This window comes from Brevibacterium otitidis (assembly GCF_042429315.1).
Classification (GTDB): Bacteria; Actinomycetota; Actinomycetes; order Actinomycetales; family Brevibacteriaceae; genus Brevibacterium; species Brevibacterium otitidis.
Genome location: NZ_JBHMAU010000050.1, coordinates 1 through 19,261, shown reverse-complemented (window position 1 = coordinate 19,261; position 19,261 = coordinate 1). Strand labels below are relative to the sequence as shown.

Below are 19,261 nucleotides of genomic sequence, written 5' to 3'. Positions count from 1 at the left end.
GATTTTTCAAAGCAACACGCCGGAATCTATGTAACAATTCTGTCATATTGAGCTGATTCGTCATCCTGCCAATGACGGCAATCGCTCGTGACGCCTAACTTCCCTGTCTTCCTCGAAAAGGCTGAAACGATGAGAATACTGATACCGGCTGTGGCGACCTGTGCCGCAGCAGTCATGACCTCGACTCTGGGTCTGGTCCTGCCGGCGGCGGCTGACACTGTCACGCCCGACGTCGAGAAGAAGTCGCTGACCGATGTCAGCGAGCCTGGACTCGAAGCACCCGGCGCGCGCGCAGCCTCCGGCGGCGCGGCCACTGCTGCGAACCAGTCGATGACCAATCTGCCCAACCTCATGAAGTCCGAGACGCTGCTCAAGCAGCAGAGCATCGGTACTTCGGGCGCTTTCTCCGCAGCTCCCATGAGCACCACGCCAGGCGACCTCGGCGATGCCGGTGGCCCCGACCTCGGCGGTGGGAACGGCTCCGATGACTCCACGCAGGCTCCGGACGAGCCCACGGAGTCGCCTGAGGCCACCGAAGAGCCGGATATGTCCGGCAGCGTCCAGGAGAAGACCGAAGACGGCGTCAACATCGCCGCGATCTCTGAGGTCCTCGAGGTGCCCGCCGGCCGCTCCTCGGTCATCGGCGCATCCTATGAGGGCGACACCAATGTCACCATCGAGGTCCGCGTTGAGACCTCTGAGGGCTGGTCGGCCTGGGAAGAGGTCGAGCACGAGAACGGCCAGGGCGAAGGCATCGAGGGCACCGAGCCCTTCATCGTCAACGCCGCCACCGCCGTGCAGATGCGTGTGCTCGGCTCCGAGGCTCCGACCAACGCCGAGCTCGTGCTCGTCGACCCGAAGACCGCACCCGGCGATGCCGCAGCGGTCGCCAACAACACCCCGGTCATCGAGACCGAGGGCTACGGCGATGCAGCTGAGGGCGGCGCGACGCAGCAGAACGACTACGCCGTGCAGAACGCCTCCTATGTCCCCGGCAGCGCGGAAGTGTCGAACACCTCGCTGAAGAAGGTGCCGAAGCCGGAGATCGGCTCGCGCAAGTCGTGGGGCGCCGATGAGAGCAAGCGCAAGGGCAGCCCGAGCTACGCCGACGGCGTCAAGACCGCTGTCATCCACCACACCGCAGGCTCGAACAACTACAAGGCCTCCGATGTGCCGGGCATCCTGCGCGGCATCTACAGCTTCCACACCTCCGGCCGCGGCTGGGCCGATGTGGGCTACAACGTGCTGGCCGACAAGTACGGCCGCCTGTGGGAGGGCCGCGCCGGCGGACTCGACCGCGCCGTCATCGGTGCGCATGTCGCCGGATACAACACCGGCACCTTCGGCATCTCGGTGATGGGCACCTACGACAAGTCCGCACCGCCGGAGGAGACCCTCCGCGCCGTTGAGCACGCGATCGCGTGGAAGCTCTCGGCCAACGGCGTTCCAGCCAAGGGCAAGACGAACGTCGCCGGCAGGAACATCAACACGATCGTCGGCCACCGCGACCTCGGCAACACCACCTGCCCGGGAGCTGCCTTCTACGCCAAGATCGGCGGGATGCGCAACAACATCGAGAAGATGCAGCAGAGCGGTCAGGGGCCCAAGGACGACTCCAAGAAGGATGACTCCACGAAGGAGGAGCCGAAGAAGACGCCGATCGACGAGTACGCCGCAAAGAACGCCGACAAGCTCGGCAAGGCGACCGGCGATGAGAAGGAGTTCCAGGGCGGCACCGTCCGCGACTTCGAGAAGGGCGCCGTCTACCACAAGAACGGCAAGACCGTCATGGTCGCAGGAGCGATCCGCAAGCTGTACTCCGGCGAGATGCGCGACACGCTCGGCTTCCCGACCACAGATGAGCGCGGCGGCCTGACGAACGGCGGTGCCTACCAGAAGTTCGAGAAGGGCTCGGTGCACTGGTCGACGGCCACCGGCGCGCAGCCGACCTACGGCGTCCTGCAGAAGTACTGGGGCTCGAAGGGCTACGAGAAGGGGCACCTCGGCTACCCGACCGGCAAGCCGAGCTGTGACGACAACCGCTGCGAACAGAAGTTCCAGGGAGCCCGACTGGTGTGGGCCAACGGCTACGGCACCACCGAGTTCTCGCCCTCCGGTTCGATCGAGGGTGGGGTCCGGGATCACAACCAGACCCCGCCCCCGGGCGAAGACAACAGTGACGAGGGCACCGAAGAGAACGGCGACTCGCCTGCTGACGACGGGGAAGGTCCAGCAGACGACGACTCCAAGAAGGACGAAAAGCCCAAGAAGAAGGACGACAAGCGCAAGAAGAAGGGCGATAAGCCCAAGAAGAAGGACGACAAGCGCAAGAAGAAGGGCGACAAGCCCAAGAAGAAGGGCGATAAGCCCAAGAAGAAGGACGACAAGCGCAAGAAGAAGGGCGACAAGCCCAAGAAGAAGGACGACAAGCCCAAGAAGAAGGAGAAGGAGCTCCGCGACAGCATCATCAAGACGGCGCAGAAGGGCCTCGGCGTCCGCTACGTCTGGGGCGGCAACACCACCTCGGGCTGGGACTGCTCCGGCTACACCCGCTGGGTCTACAAGCAGAACGGCATCAACCTGCCGCGCCACAGCTCGGCGCAGAAGGCAGCCGGCAAGGTGATTCCCGCCTCGGAGGCCAAGCCCGGCGACCTCATCTGGGTGCCTGGTCACATCGGCATCGTCTCTGAGACCAAAGGCCAGATGTACGACGCCGGCTCCCGGCGGACCGGTACGTCCAAGCGGTCCTACAGCTGGATGCTCAAGCGCGGCGCAGTCTTCGTCCGCGTCGTCGACTGACCGGCTGAGCTGACTGACCGTCACACTGCAGGCGCCTCGCACCACACCGGTGCGGGGCGCCTGCCGTGTGCGCCGGACACCTCGCAGTCACTGACCGTTCGCCTGCCTGTCACCGGCACGACTTAGGGTTGGTCTCTTCCAGAGCAGCCCATAGGCTGTCACCACACCGATGCGAAGGGAGAGCCCGTGCGGTTCCTGTCCAACACCGTGCAGCGCTACGCCTGGGGATCGCCCACCGGCATCCCCGAGATCCTCGGCCTGCCGGCCACCGAGGAACCGGCCGCCGAACTGTGGATGGGCGCCCACCCGGTCGCCCCCTCCCAGCTGCTCGACGAGGCCGGACAGCCGGTCGCCTCCCTCCTCGAATGGATCGACACCGCTCCCGAGGCGGCCCTCGGCCAGGCCTCGATCGACGCCTTCGGCGCCCGCCTGCCGTTCCTGCTCAAGATCCTCTCGGCGGCCACCGCGCTGTCGATCCAGGCGCATCCCTCCGCCGCACAGGCGCGCGCCGGCTTCGCCCGTGAGAACGCTGCCGGCATCCCGCTCGATGCCGCGCACCGCAACTACAAAGACGATGCGCACAAGCCCGAGCTCATCTGCGCGCTCACTGAGTTCCACGCCCTCTGCGGCTTCCGTGAGCCGGCTGCCATCGCTGCGACCCTCGACCGCTTCGCTGCCGCCCTGACTGCGGCCGGTGAGAATGCACAGCTGCCGGCGCTGGAAGCCTGGCGGACGGCACTCGACGCCGACACCTCGGCGGCGGCGCTGCAGCAGGCCACCGGTCTGCTGCTGGAACAGCGCGACACCTACGGCGCGTTCGCCGATGTGCTCGCCGGCATCTCCATCGAACCGGTCGGTGACGAACATCCCTCCCATGCCGGCTCGGCCGTCGACCCCGTGCTCACCCTGCGCGAGGTGCAGGCCGACTTCCCGCACGATCCGGGTGTGCTCGTGGCTCTCATGCTCAACCGGCTCCGCCTTGAGCCCGGGGAAGCGCTGGCCCTGGATGCCGGCATTCTGCACGCCTATCTGGGCGGGCTCGGCGTCGAGATCATGGCCTCATCGGACAACGTCATGCGTGGCGGGCTCACGAGCAAGCACATCGATGTGGCCGAACTCGATGCCGTCGTCAGCTATCAGCCCGGACTGCCCGCGCTCGCCGCTCCGGATGCCGCCGGTGTGCTGCGCGGGGCCACCGACGACTTCGCTCTGCAGGGCATCACTGCTGCCCAGGAGCTCGCCGTCCACCGGGCGGGCCCGGCGATCCTGCTGTGCACCTCGGGCACCTTCACCTGCAATGACGGCACCCGCCTGCAGGCCGGTGACTCCGTGTTCGTGGCAGCCGAGGAACCCGCCCCCATCGTCACCGGTGCCGGTCATCTCTTCGTCGCGACGACTGGACTGTCGCATCAGCCCTGAGTGACGGGGACGTGTGCGGTGGAGGAGGAATCGCTGCCGCTCTCCAGCGTGAACTCGAGGATGGCCTCTCCGCCGATCTCGGCGTGTGGGAACCGCAGGAGGACGACGACCTCTGAGTCGGAGAAGAACATGGAGGGCACCTCAGATGTGCCGTCTTCGTCAGTCAGTTCTCCGTCAGGATTCCGGTAGCTCGGTGTCCTCTCCATGATCGAGTCGAGCTCTCCGTCGTACGAGTGGATCCGGATGGCGACGGTGAGCGTCTGGTCGTCATCTGCTGACACGGCGGCCGACAGCACCTCTTATCCGACGAGATCGTCGGTTTCGATGATGTCTCCGTTGCCGACCATGACGCGCTCATCAGCGCTGGTGCCGTTGATCGAGAAGCTCGCCAGCTTCCCGTCCTCGAAGGTGAAGTCTCAGTAGTCGGCGCACTGACGGAGCAGGCAGACCTTCGCCGCATCACCGGTGATCTTGGCTTCGCGCTCCGAGGGTGAGACCTTCCCGTTGGCGATGTGAGCCCTGACCACATTCAGCTGATGTGCCAGATAGCGGGCGGCCGGGGGAGTCCTCAGCAGCGCTGTCGGCAGCATTCTCCATCTCCACGAGATCCGCCGAGGCAAGCGCCGTGAAGGTACTCCTCGACGGCGGCATCCGGCGCCGCAGAATCCGCATCAGCCCCGCCGCATCCGGCCAGCAGCAGTGCTGCTGGCCGGATGCGGCGAGGCGTGTCCTCATCGTCATGACGTCCTCACGGCAGAGGGGCCGGCTAGATCTGCATCTCCGGCACATCGCCGTCGACGTTGAGCGTGGCGCCGGTGGCCTCGCGGATCTCCTCGACGCTGACGCCGGGGGCGCGCTCGACGAGGGTGAAGGAATCACCCTCGACATCGAGGACCGCCAGGTTCGTGATGACGCGCTGCACGACGCCCCTGCCGGTGAGCGGCAGCGCGCACTCCTCCAGCAGCTTGTGCGAGCCGTCCTTGGCGACGTGGTCCATGATGACGAGCACCTTGCGGGCGCCGTGGACGAGGTCCATCGCACCGCCCATGCCCTTGACCATCTTGCCGGGGATCATCCAGTTGGCGATATCGCCGTTGACGGCGACCTGCATCGCCCCGAGGATCGCGACGTCGATCTTCCCGCCGCGGATCATCCCGAAGCTCGTGGCCGAATCGAAATACGACGAGCCCGGCAGCATCGTGACGGTCTCCTTGCCGGCGTTGATGAGGTCCGGGTCGAGCTCCTCCTCGGTGGGATACGGACCCACGCCGAGCAGGCCGTTCTCGCTCTGCAGCACGAGGTGGACGCCCTCGGGCACATAGTTCGGCACGAGCGTCGGCAGGCCGATGCCGAGGTTGACATAGGAGCCGTCAGGCAGCTCCTGGGCTGCCCGGGCCGCGATCTGCTGTCTGGTCAGTGACATCTCAAGCCTCCCGTACGGTCTTCTTCTCAACCGGCTTGTCGGCGGCCTCTTCTGGGCTCAGCACGACGATCCGGTGGACGTAGATGCCCGGCAGATGCACGTCATCGGGTGCGATCTCACCGGCTTCGACGATCTCCTCGACCTCGGCGATGGTGATCTTCCCGGCCTGGGCGACCGGCGGGTTGAAGTTCCGGGCCGAGGAGTGGAAGACGAGGTTGCCGTGGCGGTCGGCCTTGGCGGCGCGCACGAGTGCGAAGTCCGCCGGCAGTGACTCTTCGAGCACGTACTCCTGGCTGTCGCCGAAAGTGTCGAAGGTCTTCGTCTCCTTGGCCGGCGACTCCTTGACGACGTTGCCCTCTGCGTCGTACAGCCACGGCATGCCGCCCTCGGCGACCTGTGTGCCGGCGCCGGTGATGGTGTAGAAGGCCGGGATGCCGGCACCGGCGGCGCGCAGCTTCTCCGCCAGGGTGCCCTGCGGGGTGAGCTCGACCTCGAGTTCGCCGGACAGGTACTGCCGGGCGAACTCCTTGTTCTCTCCCACATAGGAGGCGACCATGCGCCTCACCTGGCCGGACTCCAGGAGCATGCCCAGTCCGCGGCCGTCGAGACCGGCGTTGTTGGAGATGAGCTCAAGGTCGTCCGCGCCCTGATCGCGGAGTGCGCGGATGAGGTATTCGGGAACGCCGACGACCCCGAATCCGCCCACTGCGATCGTCGATCCGCTCGCAATGTCCTTCACAGCCTCAGCGGCTGATGCAACTACTTTGTCCATGCTCCCATTCTGGCATGACCGGGGTCAGAGGCACAGCTGAGCTGCGCAGGCCTCAGGCCTCCAGCGTCACCGTCCCGCTGCCCAGCGCGGCCAGCAGCTGCTGCAGTTCAGCGGCGTCTCCGGGGATCCCCGCGGTGGTGAGATCCGCTCCCGAGGCGCCGCCTGCCTGAGTGCCGGCGATCCGCTGCCCATCGGGCAGCGTCAGGGTGATTCGGCCGCCGGAAATCGGGCACACATCCGGGTGGGCACGGACTTCGGAGTTGAAGTCGATGCAGCCGGCCGGCGCCTCGGCCGCGAGCGCCAGGGCGGGGGCGGCGTAGACGAAGACCTCCTCGGCCTCGGCGGTGATCTCATCAGCGGCGGCGTCTTCATCAGCGAAGGCGACCCAGGCGCCCTCCGGCGGCTGCCCGCCCGGCTGCAGGATCGTCACCGGCGCATCGAGCCCGAAGGCTGCGAGCAGCGCCGCCAGCGACCGCCAGTGCAGGGGCCCGCCGGTGTGTACGATGCCGAGTCCCAGATCCGGGCCGATGCCGGTGTCGGCGAACAGGCTCGTCGTCTTGTACACCCAGTTCGCCAGCACCGTGCCGGTGAGTTCGAGGCGCTCAGCGCTGCCGGGCAGATAGGTGAGCACCGGGTACCGGCGGGCCGAGAGCGTCTGAATGAGCTGCTGCATGTTCATCCCCTTTCACTCTTCTGCGGCGAGTTCGATGGACAGCCGCGCGCCTGTCGGTGAGCCGTTCTCCGCCCAGGTGTACTGGGTGCTCGCCTGCAGATCCTCACACCACAGCGCCGACTGCAGCCGGTCGACAAGCGCGCCGAGGCCCAGGGTCGCCTCAAGCAGCGGATGCCCGCCGACCTTCGAGCGGGCCGGGGTGTCGGCAGGGGAGATGAGTATCTGCCCGCCGGCGCCGGCCACCCGCAGCCGCCAGGCAGACTGGCCCGGCGTGCGGGCCGCTCCGCGCCGCACCACTGCGAGTGCGCGCGAGACCTTCGTGAGGATGTCATCGTCCCCATCCGCCGAGGCCGGTGCGACATCGAGGTGCCGGCAGCCCAGGGAGCGGTGGACCGCTTCGACATGGCCGTAGCGGAACCAGTCCTCACTGAACTCCCGGCTCAGCGAGCGCGCGCCCCCTGCACTGTCACCGGCCCGGACATGGGCGGCCATGCCGCGCACAACAGCAGCCGGCAGTCCGCGGGAGGAGCCCTTGACGAGGTCGGTGGCAGCGGCGATCTCATCGGCGACCGCACGCACCGTCACGCTCTGGCGGCGACCGGTGTCATCGGCCTGCCCGCGCTGATCATCGAGCACCTCGATGCCTGCTGCGCCGATGGCGATATCGGCGACCCCGGCTCGCCACGGCCGGGAGGTCGAATCGGAGATGATGATGCCCAGCTGCGCGCCGAGCCGCTCGGACAGCGCCGCGCGCAGCTGTTCGGCAGCGGCATCCGGGTCGGCAGGCTGCAGCAGCACGGCCTCCTCAGCCCCGTTGGTGTTCGAACGGTCGAGTCCAGCGGCAGCCTGGACGGTGCCGATCCGAGTGCGGGCGATCTCCACCAGCGCAGGGCCATCGGCGGTCTGGAAGGTGCGCGCGGCCACGGTGCCGGTGGAGTTCTCCGCGACGAGCTTTTCGAACTCCGCCCGGTCGGCGGCGGTGCGGATGCGGCCTTCGGCTTTGGCGATGAGCTTCGAGGCGATGACGAGGATATCGCCGTCCTTGATCTGGACGCGGTTGTTCGCGATCGCCCAGGCGATCTCGACTGCGAGATCGTCGCCGGGGCCGATCTGCCGGATGCCGGGAATGGCATAGGCGGTCAGCAGGCGGCTGGCAGGCGGCGGATGAGGAGCGGAGCCGGCGGTCATAACTCCCATCATGTCATCTCGCTGGTCCGTGTGGGCCTGCGAGCCGGACGGGTGGCACAGATGCTGAAGGAAAATCTGCAGAATCACAGAAAGGCATCTGTTGTGGTCGTGCCGCAGGGTCGGCACTATATGTAGTGATTCCTCGCACTCGCGGCTGGAACACACTTTCGAATAGCCTGCTGCGGGTGCCGCGCATACCAAATGGGCGCTTGACGAATGGGTAATGACACGCGTGTAATTTTAGGTACGGGAAGGTGGGATCACCCGGGCAACCGCCGGATGAGAATCCTGCGCAGCTGAGCGGCATCCGGCAAGCGAAAGGGGAAGACATTGGCTACCGCACGCGATTTTGCGCGACAACATGATCCGGCCGTTGAGCCGGGCACCACAGCACCGGGCGTCACCGCCCGCACCGCCGAGGACTGGTTCGTCGATCCGACGCGCACCACCGCGCCGATCGTACCGGATCCGCTGCAGGTCGATCCGCTCGATCTCAGCCCGGTGCCCGGAGAACCGAGCCCTGAGGAGAGCCTCGCAGCAGTCTCGCCGCTGTCGCTGCTGCTCGGCGAGGCCGATGATTCGGCGCTCAGCTGGCAGGACCAGGCGCTGTGCGCACAGACCGACCCCGAGGCGTTCTTCCCCGAGAAGGGCGGCTCCACCCGCGAGGCGAAGAAGGTCTGCGCCTCCTGCGAGGTGCGCTTCGAATGCCTGGAGTATGCGCTGCAGAACGATGAGCGCTTCGGCATCTGGGGAGGCCTGTCCGAGCGCGAACGCCGCCGACTGAAGAAGCGGGTCGTGTGAGTTTCACCGTTGCGGCCGTCATCCGCCCCGGCGGCCACACCCTCAGCCGTGCGTGGCTGACAGCCCTGCGGCGGCAGTTCCCACAGATCACCTCCGTCACGCTGCTCGATGACTCGCGCACCGCGCAGAAGCTTGCGCGCCGGCGCAGACGCAATCCCGCACTCCCGGCCGGTGAGACCCTCACCGCCAAAGAGCTGACGTCCTCCCCAGAGCTCGAACGCGTCGACTACGTCTGGTTCCTGCCGCCCGATTCCCAGCCCGAGGCCGCAGCGCTCGGCCTGCTGCACACTCGGCTGTCAGCCGCCGACTCCCTCGGCGTCGTCGGCCCGAAGATCCTCTCCGCCGACGGCGCGCTCGTCTCCGTCGGCGCGACGACGACCCCGCAGGGCGCGCGCTGCACCCCGGTGAGCCCCGGGGAGGAGGACGCCGGCCAGCACAACCGCCGTGAGGACGTCTTCGCCGTCGATGAGCCCGGCATGCTCGTGAAAGCCGAGGTGGTCCGCCGCCTCGGTGTGCCGTCCGAGGAGCTGTCGGTCAGCTACCGCGGACTCGAGTACTGCGACCGGGTGCGCCGGGCCGGCCACCGCGTCGAGGTCGTGCCCGAGGCGCGCCTCGCCATCCCGAGCGAGGGGATCCGCCGCTACTACTCCTCACCGCGACCGCTGCCGCACAAGCACATTCCCCGCCACGAGAACCGCTACCGGCTCGCGACCACCGCCCGCGGCGGTTCAGCGCTGGCCCAGCTCAAGCTCACCGTGCTGGCGCTGCTCAAAGCGCTCGGCAATCTGCTGTCGAACTCCCCGGATGAGGCCGCCTGGTGGCTGGCCGCAGCCTGGGCGCTGCCGCAGGACGCCGGCGCCACCCGCCGGCTGCGCCGCTACCGCACCGGCGGCAGCCTGCCGGCGACGATGTACGCCACTGCGCAGGATCTGCGCTCGGCCCGGCGCGAGCTGGCCGGGGTGGGCGGGGAGATCGCCGCCGACCACCGACGCGAGGACGGCGCCATCAACACCGCCGGCGACCTCGCCGAGTTCTCCGGCATCACCACCCGCACCCAGCGCAGCCTCCTCTTCCACCCGCTCGTCGCCGTGCTCATCGCCACCGCGGCGGCCAGCGCGCTCATGTTCTACCGGCTCATCGGCCCCGGCGCGATCACCGGCGGCGCCTGGGCCCGTCTCGACGTGCCCTTCACCTCGGTCGTGGCGCGGATCTTCTCCCCGCTGCTCGATGTGGGCCTCGGCACGGCGGCCCCGGCCGATCCGCTGCTGAGCGTGCTCGCCGTCCTCAGCCTGCCGTTCGCCGGAAATCTCGACCTCATGCTCCGCACGGTGTGGATCATCGCCCTGCCGCTGGCTGCACTCGTCATGTATCTGTGCGCGGGCCGGATTGTGCCGGCCTCCGGCATCCGGGCGCTGCTGGCGCTCATCTGGGTCGGCCAGCCTGCCTTCCTCATCTCCCTGCACGACGGCCGAGTCGGCACTGTGCTCTCGTGGATCCTCGCACCGGCTGCCGTGTGGGCGCTCGACCGCGCGATCCACCACCGCTCCGTCGCCGCGGCCGCCGCCTGCGGACTCGCCCTCACCGTCATCATGGCCGGCTCGCCCTTCCTCATCCTGCCGATCATCGCCGTCGTCATCGCGGTGATGGTCATCTACCGGTCGACGAGCTATATCTGGGCGCTGCTGTCGGGCATCGGCCTGTCCTGGCCGTGGCTCACCGCGGCGCTGCGCCAGCCCGATGCGCTGCTGACGAACCCGGGCCTCATCTACGGTTATCCGCAGCCGCACAGCTTCCAGCTCGCGCTCGGCTGGGCGACCCGCCCGCAGCTGAGCATCCTGGAGTCCTGGCTGCCGGCCGCCGCAGTGCCGTGGGTGCTCACCGCCCTGCTGCTGCCGCTGCTCGCCGCGCTGGTGCTCGCTGCGCTGCGGGTGCAGAACAGCCTGACGCTGCTCGGCCTGTCGGTCGGCTGCTACTCCGCCGGACTGGCCGGTGCGATCGTGCAGGCCGCACTCGAAGGACAGCTGACCGCCGACGGCCTCGCCGCCTCCTTCACCGGCGATTCGATGCTGCTCTTGGGCCTGGGCTTCTGCGGCTTCACCGTCGCCGCGCTGTGGCCGCTCGCCTATGACCGCGGCTCCCGGATCCGCAACTATGCGCTGCGCGGCCTCATCCCGGCCGGTGCGCTGCTCATGATCGGCGTGTTCACGCTGCAGGCCCTGCTCGTCGGCACCCCGATCCACCGTACGACCGCCTCACCGCTGCCGGCCTTCGCCGCCGAACGCAACTCCGGCGCGCTCGGCCAGCAGACCCTCATCCTCGAATCCCGCAACGACCAGCTGTACGGCCAGCTCGTGAGCCCGGAGTCGAACACGATCCTCACGACCTCGACGATGCACGAAGCCCGCAGCATCAGCGGTCACCCCTTCGACCGCCGCCCGGTCGCCATCGACGACGCCGATGTGGCCCTGGCCCGCGTCATCGGCCGGCTCACGAGCGGCAGCGGCGACGACACCCGCACCGCGCTCGACCAGCTGGGCATCGGCTTCATCATCGTCCGCGGCCCCGGCGCATCCGAGCTCGCCCAGACTGTCGCGGTCTCCCCGGGGCTGGCCCGCCTCGGCGACACCGACCAGGGCCTCCTCTATCAGGTGACGCCCGATGGCGCCCCGCTCGCCGCCGCCTCGGTGGTGGCCGATGACGGAAGTCTGAGCCCGGTCGAGATGACCGACGGCCGCGGCGAGATCCCGGCCGGCAGCGGGCAGCGCACCTTCATCCTCGCTGAGCGCGCCGGCCTCGCCCGCGTGCAGATCAACGGGGAGGATGCCGTTCCCGAGGAGCCGCGCACCGGAGTGCCGGGCTGGCAGGCGGCCTATCAGCTGCCTGAGGAGGCGGCGACCGTGACCGTGTCCTACAGCAGTCCGCAGTACGCGGTGGGTGTGGGCATCGGCTGGGTGCTGTTCTTCATCGCGGTGCTCGTGGCGATCCCCTTCGGCCGCCGCACCCATCCCGCCGACGAAAGGGCGCGAGCATGAACCGCCGCAATCTGCGCTCGGTCCTCACCTTCACCGCGATCGCCCTGCCCGGCGTCATGATCGCGGCGACCGGGTACCTGCAGCCGCTGGCCGGGGGTTCGGTGCCGCGCGGTGCCGAGCAGATCCGCCTGCCGGCCACCGACACCGTCTCCTTGTGCCCCGGGCCCCTGCAGGCCACCGATGAGGCGGCCGGCACCGATGAGGAGTTCCAGACCAGCGAGGTGCCCACGCCGACCGTGCGCACCGCCTCGGCGGTCACCCAGGCCCCGGACTCGACGCTGCTCGCCGCCGGGGTCGAGTTCCGCACGCTGGCAGGGGAGGACAACTACACGGTCGGGCCGAGCAACGGCTTCGTCTCCGGTTCTGATTCCCAAGACGAGGCGACGAAGGTCACCGGTGTCGCCGAGGACGAGAACCCCGCGCTCGTCTCCGCGGTGCAGGTGAGCCGTGCCGATGACGGCGACTGGGCCGGCCTGGCCGCCATCGAGTGCGTCCGTCCCGTCACGCAGGCCCGGTTCGCGACGACCGGCGCCTCGGCGACCGACGATGTGCGCCTCGTGCTCACGAACCCGTCTGAGACGACGATCAGCGTGACGACGGAGGCGACCGGCTCGCACGGGCCGATCGAGATTGGCGGCGATGCCGCGCTCAGCCTCAAACCCCACGAACAGCAGGTCGTGCAGCTCGGTGCGATCGCCGCGGAGGAGCCCGAGGTGGGGCTCACCGTGACGGCCGACGGCGGGCTCGTCGGCGCGGTCCTGCAGCATACGAAGCGCTCCGGCCTCACCGCGGAGGGTATCGAAGTCAGCGCTCCGACGGCAGCACCCGCGCGCGAGGTGTTCGTCCCGATCGCTGCCGGCGGTCCGGTGCGGCTGCGGATGAGCAACCCGAATGATGAGCCGGTCAGCGTCGACATCGACGCCGCCGGTGTCGACGGGCCGGTCGATCTGGAGCGCAGCGGCACCTCGATCCCAGCCCGCGGCACCGTCACCCTCGACCTCGGGGAGATCCCGCCCGCGGCGCTCACCATCGCCGCGGATGACCGGATCAGCGCCGCCGCCGAGGTGACCCGCGACTCCGATGGCGGGGCCGACTTCGCGGTCTTCCCGGCGGTTGGGAAGCTCAACTCCCGGCAGCTGCTCATGCTGCCGGAGGACACGGATGTCTCGATGCTGTTCGGGCCCGGTGACGGCAACCTCGGCGTCGTCGGCCTGCGCGGGGACGGTTCGGCGACCGGGCAGTTCCCCGTCGACCTGTCACCGGATAGGGCGACCGAGATCAAGCCGGCCGAGCTGCTCGGCCCGGATACCGCCGGTGTCATCATCGAAACCCCGGCCGAGGTCGACGCCGTCGCTGCCGGCGCGGCCCAGACCGACCGCGGCGTCAGCGCCCTCACCGTCCCCGATGCTCCCTCCGGCATCGGCTACCGCAATATCCGCCTGATGGACTGAGGGACCGGCAGACTACGGCAGCAGCTCATCGGGGTGCCGCCCGCACAGCACCGCGGCCTGCTCCGCGAGCACCTCGGCGACGAGGTCGTTGAGCTCCTCGAAGTCCTGGCAGCGGCTGACGACCGGCAGCCGGTAGATGACGACCGTGGCCGGCCGGTCGGGGCGGGCCGGGAAGATCCGGCCGAGTTCCACCTCGGGAGCGGGCGGGGGCACGAGATCGACGGCGAGCCGGACATCAGCGAGCTCACCGTCAGCGCGCAGCCGGATCTGCTCGAACAGGCGCGCGGCCAGGGCGGCGAAGCGTTCGGCGCGGGTGCGGCGGGCGGGGAGATCGGCGAGGAACAGCTCACCGCGCACACCGCGGCCATGGCGGTCTCGGACGGGGCGGCGCGCTGGCATACGGCGATTGTAGCGATTGCAGATGGCGCGCGGGCAGAGTGTATTAGACTCGTGGCGTGCCCGGAGTGAGACTGTGCTCGAAGATGAACTGCAACCGTTCTGCAGCGTGGACGTTGACGTACGTCCACGCTGATGCGTGCATTGTCATCGGGCCGCTGTCGATGCACGCCCAGCCGGGTGCCCACGATCTGTGCAGCATCCACGCTGATCGGCTCACCGCCCCGGTGGGCTGGCAGCTCATCCGCCTCGGGCAGGGTGAGGCGCCGCCGGAGCGCAGCCGCGATGATCTGCTCGCGATCGCCGATGCCGTGCGCGAGGCGGCTAAGCCGAAGCCCGAACCCGAAGGACGCGCCCACGGCCATCTGCGCGTCATCGGAAACGGAGACCGATGACATCCCGAGCAGCTCAGCTCTTGCGCGCATTCAAGGCCTATGACATCCGCGGCCGCATCGGCCTCGACCTCGACGACGACATCCTCTTCGCCATCGGCTGGGCCACCGCCCAGGTCATGGCCCGCCTGCATGGCAGCAGCCGGCTCGTCATCGGCTGCGATATGCGCCCGGATTCGCCCCGCTTTGCCGCTGCACTGGCAGCTGGCATCGAGGAGGCCGGCAGCGAGGCGACGCTGCTGGGCATGACCTCGACAGATCAGCTGTACTTCGCCTCCGGTCACTGGGATGCACCCGGCCTCATGGTGACCGCCAGCCACAATCCCGCAGACTGGAACGGCATCAAGATCTGCGGGCCAGGCGCGGCCGGGATGTCGAGGGAGTCCGGTCTCGACGAGATCCGCGAACTCGCCCTCGAAGCCCCGGCGCGGGGGTCACGGCAGGCGCCTGCCGCCTCGGGCGCGGCTGCGACTGAACTGGCGACGGCCTTCGCCCAGCGGATCCGCGCACTCACGGGGCTCGAGTCGATTGCGCGGCCACTGCGGGTGGTGGCGGACTGCGGCAATGGGATGGCTGGCAAGCTGCTGCCCGAGGTGTTCGGCACGGCGGCGGGTCTGCTGGCGGCCCCGGTCGAGGTGATCGGGCTGTACACCGAGCTCGACGGGACGTTCCCCAACCATGAGGCGAACCCGCTCGATCCGGCCAATCTGCGCGATGTGCAGGCGGCTGTGCGCGCGCACGACGCTGATCTGGGGCTCGCGTTCGACGGGGACGCCGACCGCTGCTTCTTCATCGACGAACACGGCGAGGCGATCTCCGCCTCGGCGATCGGGGCGCTCGTCGCTGTCCGCGAGATCAAGCGGGCACGGGTGCACGAGGGTCCGCGGGGCGGGGCTGCCGGTGAGGGCGTGCCGGTGGTGCTCCACAATCTCATCACCTCGCGCGCGGTCCCCGAGGCGATCCGCGCCGCCGGCGGCAAGCCGGTGCGCACGCCGGTGGGGCATTCGCGGATCAAGCAGCTCATGCGCGAGCACTCTGCGGTGTTCGCGTGCGAGCATTCTGCGCACTATTACTTCCGCGACTTCTACGGCGCCGATTCCGGGATTCTCGCCGCCTGCCATGTGCTGGCTGCGCTGGCCGAGACGCGCCAACCGATCAGCGAGCTCAGCGCCGCCTGGAACCCGTATGTCGCCTCCGGGGAGATCAACTCCGCCGTCGACGATCCCGCGGCTGCGCTGCAGCGGGTGCGACAGGCCGCGGCCGAGGGTGTGTTCGGTGAGTGCACCGTCGATGAGCTCGACGGCGTCATGATCGAGATGCCCGAGGCGTGGTGCAATGTGCGCTCGTCGAACACCGAACCGCTCGTGCGCCTCAACTGCGAGACCCCCTCCCAGGAGCGCACCGACGCTCTTGTGACCACCGCTCTGGAACTCATCCGCCGATAGCTGAGAGGAATCCCATGCTCGACCATCGCGTTGCCGACCTGTCCCTGGCTGAAGCCGGACGCCATCAGATCCGCCTGGCCGAACGAGAGATGCCCGGCCTCATGGCGCTGCGTGAGGAGTACGGTGCCGCCCAGCCGCTGGCTGGTGCGCGGATCGCCGGTTCGCTGCACATGACGGTGCAGACGGCGGTGCTCATCGAAACCCTGACCGCGCTCGGCGCTGATGTCCGCTGGGCCTCGTGCAACATCTTCTCCACCCAGGACGAGGCGGCTGCTGCGGTGGTCGTGGGAGAGGGAACTCCCGAGGCGCCGGCTGGCGTGCCGGTCTTCGCCTGGAAGGGCGAGACGCTGGAGGAGTACTGGTGGTGCACCGACCAGATCTTCCGCTTCCCGGAAGGGCCGAACCTCATCCTCGACGACGGCGGGGATGCCACGATGCTGCTCATCGAAGGCGCCCGCGCCGAGGCCGATGGTGGTGTGCCGGAGGCCGGGGAGGACGATCCGGAGGAGAAGCACGTGTTCCTCGCCCGGGTGCGCGAGTCCCTGGCTGAGGATCCGCAGCGCTTCACGCAGCTGAGCAAGCAGATGCTCGGCGTCAGCGAGGAGACGACCACGGGTGTCAACCGGCTGTACCGGATGGCTGAGGCGGGCGATCTCACCTTCCCGGCGATCAACGTCAACGACGCGGTGACCAAGTCGAAGTTCGACAACCGCTACGGCATCCGCCATTCGCTGCCCGATGGCATCAACCGGGCGACCGATGTGCTCATCGGCGGCAAGGTCGCTCTCATCATCGGCTACGGCGATGTGGGCAAGGGCGCCGCCGAGGCGATGCGCGGGCAGGGCGCGCGGGTGCAGATCACGGAGATCGATCCGATCTGCGCGCTGCAGGCTGCGATGGACGGCTACGAGGTGGTGCGCACCGAGGACGCGATCTCCGGGGCCGACTTCGTCATCACGACGACCGGCAACACGAAGGTCATCACCACGGAGCACCTCGGGCTGCTGAAGCCGGGTGCGATCGTCGGCAACGTCGGGCACTTCGACGATGAGATCGATCTGGCTGGGATGCGCAAGCTGCCGGGTGTCTCGGTCGTGGAGATCAAGCCGCAGGTGCATGAGTGGACGGTGCCGGTACCGGCCGAGGCTGGCCTGGACCGGGATGAGACGTCGTTCATCGCGCTGTCGGAGGGGCGGCTGCTCAACCTCGGCAATGCGACCGGCCACCCGTCATTCGTCATGAGCGCCTCGTTCACCAACCAGGTGATGGCGCAGATCGAGCTCTTCACCTCGCATGCGGACTACCCGGCCGGTGTGCACCGACTGGCGAAGGAGCTCGATGAGAAGGTTGCCCGGCTGCACCTGCCGGCTCTCGGCGCCCATCTGAGTGAGCTGACGAAGGAACAGGCTGAGTATATCGGCGTTGACGTCGCTGGATCCTACAAGCCTGAGCACTACCGCTACTGAGCGGCTGCTGGCCCGTTGCTGGTTCCGGGTCAGCTCTGATTGCTGTGGCCGGCTGGCTGAGGAGGAGTGGGCTCAGGCTCAGCGGCAGTTGGCACAGCCTGAGGCGTTGCTGTCGGCGCCTTTGCCGGTTCATGCAGGTTGAGCCTCAGCCCGAAGGGCAGCTGGCCGACGCGCTGTTGGAAACGTGCGGCAGTCTGCGCTGTCTTCTCCATCTGGCGGGCGTTCTCAGCTCGGGTGCTTGCAACGACGGCGGCGAGGAACTCCTCGGGAAGGGTGCCCTGCGGCGGGGCCGGGGCGATGTACGGGTTGAGCTCTTCAGCCAGCTCGATGGAGCGCTCCCAGCGAGAGTCGGGCTCGCGCAGGTGCGCGGAGATGAGGAACTGCGTGATGCGGTAGTAGAGGCCGTTTGGGATCGATGAGATGTCGGCGCCGCGGGCCCAGGCCTCGAGATGCTGCGGTACGAAGATCCGGGAGATGGACGGCATCTTCGCGCGCTCGTTGACAGCGATCGTTCCGGCCAGGTAATCGCCGAGGCGTTTGGACTGCGGCGAGAGCAACCCGACGAGAGCCGCCAGTCCGGCCGCAGTGCCGAAGATCTCGAAGCTGTAGAGCAAAGCTCGCAGGAGAGCATGCCGTGCGCTGATCGCGCCACCGTCTTCGCGCACGATCCGCAGTCCGCAGATGATCTTGCCGACCGACCTGCCTCGCGTGAGGATCTCGATGGAGAACGGGACGATCAACAGGCAGAAGACCGACAGAAGCAGGTACACGGTGTTGAAAAGAAGCGGCTCACTGATGAAGAGCTCGTTCAGCAGCCACGTGGCGGACGCCATGACGGTGCCGAAGAGAAAGACGATGATGACGTAGTCGATGGCGCACGACACGGCACGCATCGCCAGCGCTGCGGGACGAACGTCGAGGGCGATTGCCTCTCCGGTGACAAGTGAGCTCACGCCTATATCCTGGCATAGCCTGCCCATCGTCCTCCACCGACGCGGTTGCGGCCAGTGCAGGGGAGAAGCGCTTCCATCATCGGCTTCCTGTGGTGGGGGCCTCCGCTATGAAGTTGTGTAAGAACGGTCTGTCTCTGCACCGTGGGGGTGTAGGCAGCGCGGGTCGGGAAACATCACCGGCCAGCCGCTACATCGGTGGCGGCGGTGGTGGTGTTTCTTAGGTTCGGGTGAGTGTGAGGAGGTGTTGTGCGTGGGCTTGTCCGATCGGCTGGTCCGGTGGCCCGACATCGGTGGTGTGGCCGCCGGGCAGCACCCAGTGCAGCATCCCGGTCTCAGGATCCTTCGTGACTGTCAGCTTGTTCAATGTCTTCATCTGATGATGCTTCCGACATAGCGGATGCAGATTGCCCATACTGGTGGGGCCGCCGCGGGCGGGTTCGTGATGATTGAACGGCACAATATGGTCGATCTCTGCTGTCAGTGCTGACCGGTCACAGCCAGGCAGGGTGCAGTGCTGCCATTTCTCGATCAGCGCGATCCGCATCCGTTCAGGAATCGTGTACGACTGCGCTTCATGGTCAAGGACCGCACCCNGACCGGATGCCCATCCACTAACCCCGGCACCCCAACAGCATCCTCGTTGTCTTCGGTGGTGTTGAGGAGGGTGAGGGCTGGGACGGTCACGGTGATGCGTGCCTGGCGGCGCAGCCATTCAGAATCGGTCGGGCACTGCACATCGATCTCTGCCAGTGCGGCAGCGATGTTTCCTGCAGTGGCGTCGATATCGATACCAGCCGGATTCGCAGCCCCCACCACATGCGTGCTATCGGCCACCACATCCCCAACACCAGCAGCCGCAGTGCCGGTGGAACCGGCAAGGCCGCCGTCGACACTGCCGGCGGTTCCGGTGGTGTTGGTGGGTTGTGTGGTGAGGGTGCCGGTGGGTCGGGAGCGGGTGAGGAAGTCGAATTTCATCTCTGCCAGGCTGCGGTCATCGATGATGGTGTGGTCTTCTGGCACGCCGAGGGGCTGGCCGAGGTTACGGATCACA

General features: G+C 68.0%; 17 protein-coding genes. 8 read left to right on the top strand and 9 right to left on the bottom strand.

All coding sequences use genetic code 11. The annotated features are described in order from the left end of the window. Nucleotides 1-174: 174 nt before the first annotated feature. Together ACFFN1_RS07690 and manA are read left to right on the top strand one after the other, a co-directional pair. A complete protein-coding gene (locus tag ACFFN1_RS07690; RefSeq protein WP_376840097.1) occupies nt 175-2,799 on the top strand; it encodes an NlpC/P60 family protein in 2,625 nt (874 codons plus the stop codon). Nucleotides 2,800-2,985: 186 nt separating this feature from the next. Further along, nucleotides 2,986-4,218: a mannose-6-phosphate isomerase, class I gene (gene manA, locus ACFFN1_RS07685; protein WP_376840096.1), complete on the top strand. Its 1,233-nt coding sequence runs from the start codon at nt 2,986-2,988 to the stop codon at nt 4,216-4,218. On the opposite strand, the gene ACFFN1_RS07680 is transcribed toward manA, so the two are convergent. The 6 genes from ACFFN1_RS07680 to cofE all read right to left on the bottom strand — a co-directional run bounded on the left by ACFFN1_RS07680 (nt 4,209) and on the right by cofE (nt 8,274). Beyond that, on the bottom strand, nt 4,209-4,499 hold the full coding sequence (locus ACFFN1_RS07680; RefSeq protein ID WP_376840095.1) for a hypothetical protein: 291 nt from the start codon (nt 4,497-4,499) through the stop codon (nt 4,209-4,211). The two genes, manA and ACFFN1_RS07680, sit on opposite strands and share 10 nt — an antisense overlap. 135 nt (nt 4,500-4,634) lie before the next feature. Beyond that, the gene (locus ACFFN1_RS07675; protein WP_376840094.1) at nt 4,635-4,808 is read right to left on the bottom strand and encodes a hypothetical protein; all 174 of its coding nucleotides are present in this window, start codon (nt 4,806-4,808) and stop codon (nt 4,635-4,637) included. Nucleotides 4,809-4,984: 176 nt separating this feature from the next. Beyond that, nucleotides 4,985-5,641: a CoA transferase subunit B gene (locus ACFFN1_RS07670; protein WP_376840093.1), complete on the bottom strand. Its 657-nt coding sequence runs from the start codon at nt 5,639-5,641 to the stop codon at nt 4,985-4,987. Nucleotide 5,642: 1 nt separating this feature from the next. Next, the gene (locus ACFFN1_RS07665) at nt 5,643-6,413 is read right to left on the bottom strand and encodes a CoA transferase subunit A (RefSeq protein WP_376840092.1); all 771 of its coding nucleotides are present in this window, start codon (nt 6,411-6,413) and stop codon (nt 5,643-5,645) included. 52 nt (nt 6,414-6,465) lie between these two features. Then, nucleotides 6,466-7,086 carry a TIGR03089 family protein gene (locus tag ACFFN1_RS07660; protein WP_376840091.1) on the bottom strand — a complete coding sequence of 207 codons (621 nt, stop codon included), beginning with the start codon at nt 7,084-7,086 and terminating at the stop codon, nt 6,466-6,468. A gap of 12 nt (nt 7,087-7,098) precedes the next feature. Then, nucleotides 7,099-8,274 (bottom strand): coenzyme F420-0:L-glutamate ligase, encoded by a 1,176-nt coding sequence (gene cofE, locus ACFFN1_RS07655; RefSeq protein WP_376840090.1) that lies wholly within the window; start codon nt 8,272-8,274, stop codon nt 7,099-7,101. A 330-nt stretch (nt 8,275-8,604) separates the two neighbouring features. On the opposite strand from cofE, the gene ACFFN1_RS07650 reads away from it, so the two are divergent. From ACFFN1_RS07650 to ACFFN1_RS07640, 3 genes are read left to right on the top strand one after another with little or no spacing between them, the layout of a single operon-like run. Then, nucleotides 8,605-9,075 carry a WhiB family transcriptional regulator gene (locus ACFFN1_RS07650; protein ID WP_512699278.1) on the top strand — a complete coding sequence of 157 codons (471 nt, stop codon included), beginning with the start codon at nt 8,605-8,607 and terminating at the stop codon, nt 9,073-9,075. Next, nucleotides 9,072-12,107, top strand: coding sequence for a glycosyltransferase family protein (locus tag ACFFN1_RS07645; protein ID WP_376840089.1), 3,036 nt, complete (start codon nt 9,072-9,074; stop codon nt 12,105-12,107). The genes ACFFN1_RS07650 and ACFFN1_RS07645 overlap by 4 nt, the downstream gene beginning before the upstream one ends. Beyond that, entirely contained in the window at nt 12,104-13,558 is a 1,455-nt protein-coding gene (locus ACFFN1_RS07640; protein WP_376840088.1) for a DUF5719 family protein, read from the top strand. The genes ACFFN1_RS07645 and ACFFN1_RS07640 overlap by 4 nt, the downstream gene beginning before the upstream one ends. Before the next feature lie 12 nt (nt 13,559-13,570). On the opposite strand, the gene ACFFN1_RS07635 is transcribed toward ACFFN1_RS07640, so the two are convergent. Then, complete coding sequence (locus ACFFN1_RS07635) at nt 13,571-13,957, bottom strand: metallopeptidase family protein (RefSeq protein WP_376840087.1); 387 nt, start codon at nt 13,955-13,957, stop codon at nt 13,571-13,573. A gap of 56 nt (nt 13,958-14,013) precedes the next feature. Here ACFFN1_RS07635 and ACFFN1_RS07630 point away from each other — a divergent pair, with 56 nt between their 5' ends. The 3 genes from ACFFN1_RS07630 to ahcY are packed head-to-tail and all read left to right on the top strand — an operon-like array spanning nt 14,014 to nt 17,257. After that, the gene (locus ACFFN1_RS07630) at nt 14,014-14,349 is read left to right on the top strand and encodes a DUF3499 domain-containing protein (RefSeq protein WP_376840086.1); all 336 of its coding nucleotides are present in this window, start codon (nt 14,014-14,016) and stop codon (nt 14,347-14,349) included. Next, complete coding sequence (locus ACFFN1_RS07625) at nt 14,346-15,791, top strand: phosphohexomutase domain-containing protein (protein ID WP_376840085.1); 1,446 nt, start codon at nt 14,346-14,348, stop codon at nt 15,789-15,791. Before ACFFN1_RS07630 ends, ACFFN1_RS07625 begins: the two co-directional genes overlap by 4 nt. A 14-nt stretch (nt 15,792-15,805) precedes the next feature. After that, a complete protein-coding gene (gene ahcY, locus ACFFN1_RS07620; protein ID WP_376840084.1) occupies nt 15,806-17,257 on the top strand; it encodes an adenosylhomocysteinase in 1,452 nt (483 codons plus the stop codon). Between the two features lie 29 nt (nt 17,258-17,286). Here ahcY and ACFFN1_RS07615 read toward each other — a convergent pair whose 3' ends face one another. Both ACFFN1_RS07615 and ACFFN1_RS07610 read right to left on the bottom strand, forming a co-directional pair. After that, the gene (locus ACFFN1_RS07615) at nt 17,287-18,210 is read right to left on the bottom strand and encodes an RDD family protein (RefSeq protein WP_376840083.1); all 924 of its coding nucleotides are present in this window, start codon (nt 18,208-18,210) and stop codon (nt 17,287-17,289) included. 217 nt (nt 18,211-18,427) lie between these two features. Continuing rightward, on the bottom strand, nt 18,428-18,754 hold the full coding sequence (locus tag ACFFN1_RS07610; RefSeq protein ID WP_376840082.1) for an HNH endonuclease signature motif containing protein: 327 nt from the start codon (nt 18,752-18,754) through the stop codon (nt 18,428-18,430). Nucleotides 18,755-19,261 lie beyond the last annotated feature (507 nt).

Excerpts from the sequence above, each read along its gene's own strand:
- ACFFN1_RS07675 (WP_376840094.1), bottom strand. The coding sequence starts at position 4,808 with ATGCTGCCGACAGCGCTGCTGAGGACTCCCCCGGCCGCCCGCTATCTG.
- ACFFN1_RS07660 (WP_376840091.1), bottom strand. The coding sequence starts at position 7,086 with ATGCAGCAGCTCATTCAGACGCTCTCGGCCCGCCGGTACCCGGTGCTC.
- ACFFN1_RS07690 (WP_376840097.1), top strand. The coding sequence starts at position 175 with ATGACCTCGACTCTGGGTCTGGTCCTGCCGGCGGCGGCTGACACTGTC.
- ahcY (WP_376840084.1), top strand. The coding sequence starts at position 15,806 with ATGCTCGACCATCGCGTTGCCGACCTGTCCCTGGCTGAAGCCGGACGC.
- ACFFN1_RS07625 (WP_376840085.1), top strand. The coding sequence starts at position 14,346 with ATGACATCCCGAGCAGCTCAGCTCTTGCGCGCATTCAAGGCCTATGAC.
- ACFFN1_RS07670 (WP_376840093.1), bottom strand. The coding sequence starts at position 5,641 with ATGTCACTGACCAGACAGCAGATCGCGGCCCGGGCAGCCCAGGAGCTG.
- ACFFN1_RS07635 (WP_376840087.1), bottom strand. The coding sequence starts at position 13,957 with ATGCCAGCGCGCCGCCCCGTCCGAGACCGCCATGGCCGCGGTGTGCGC.
- ACFFN1_RS07610 (WP_376840082.1), bottom strand. The coding sequence starts at position 18,754 with ATGCGGATCGCGCTGATCGAGAAATGGCAGCACTGCACCCTGCCTGGC.
- ACFFN1_RS07640 (WP_376840088.1), top strand. The coding sequence starts at position 12,104 with ATGAACCGCCGCAATCTGCGCTCGGTCCTCACCTTCACCGCGATCGCC.
- ACFFN1_RS07665 (WP_376840092.1), bottom strand. The coding sequence starts at position 6,413 with ATGGACAAAGTAGTTGCATCAGCCGCTGAGGCTGTGAAGGACATTGCG.
- cofE (WP_376840090.1), bottom strand. The coding sequence starts at position 8,274 with ATGACCGCCGGCTCCGCTCCTCATCCGCCGCCTGCCAGCCGCCTGCTG.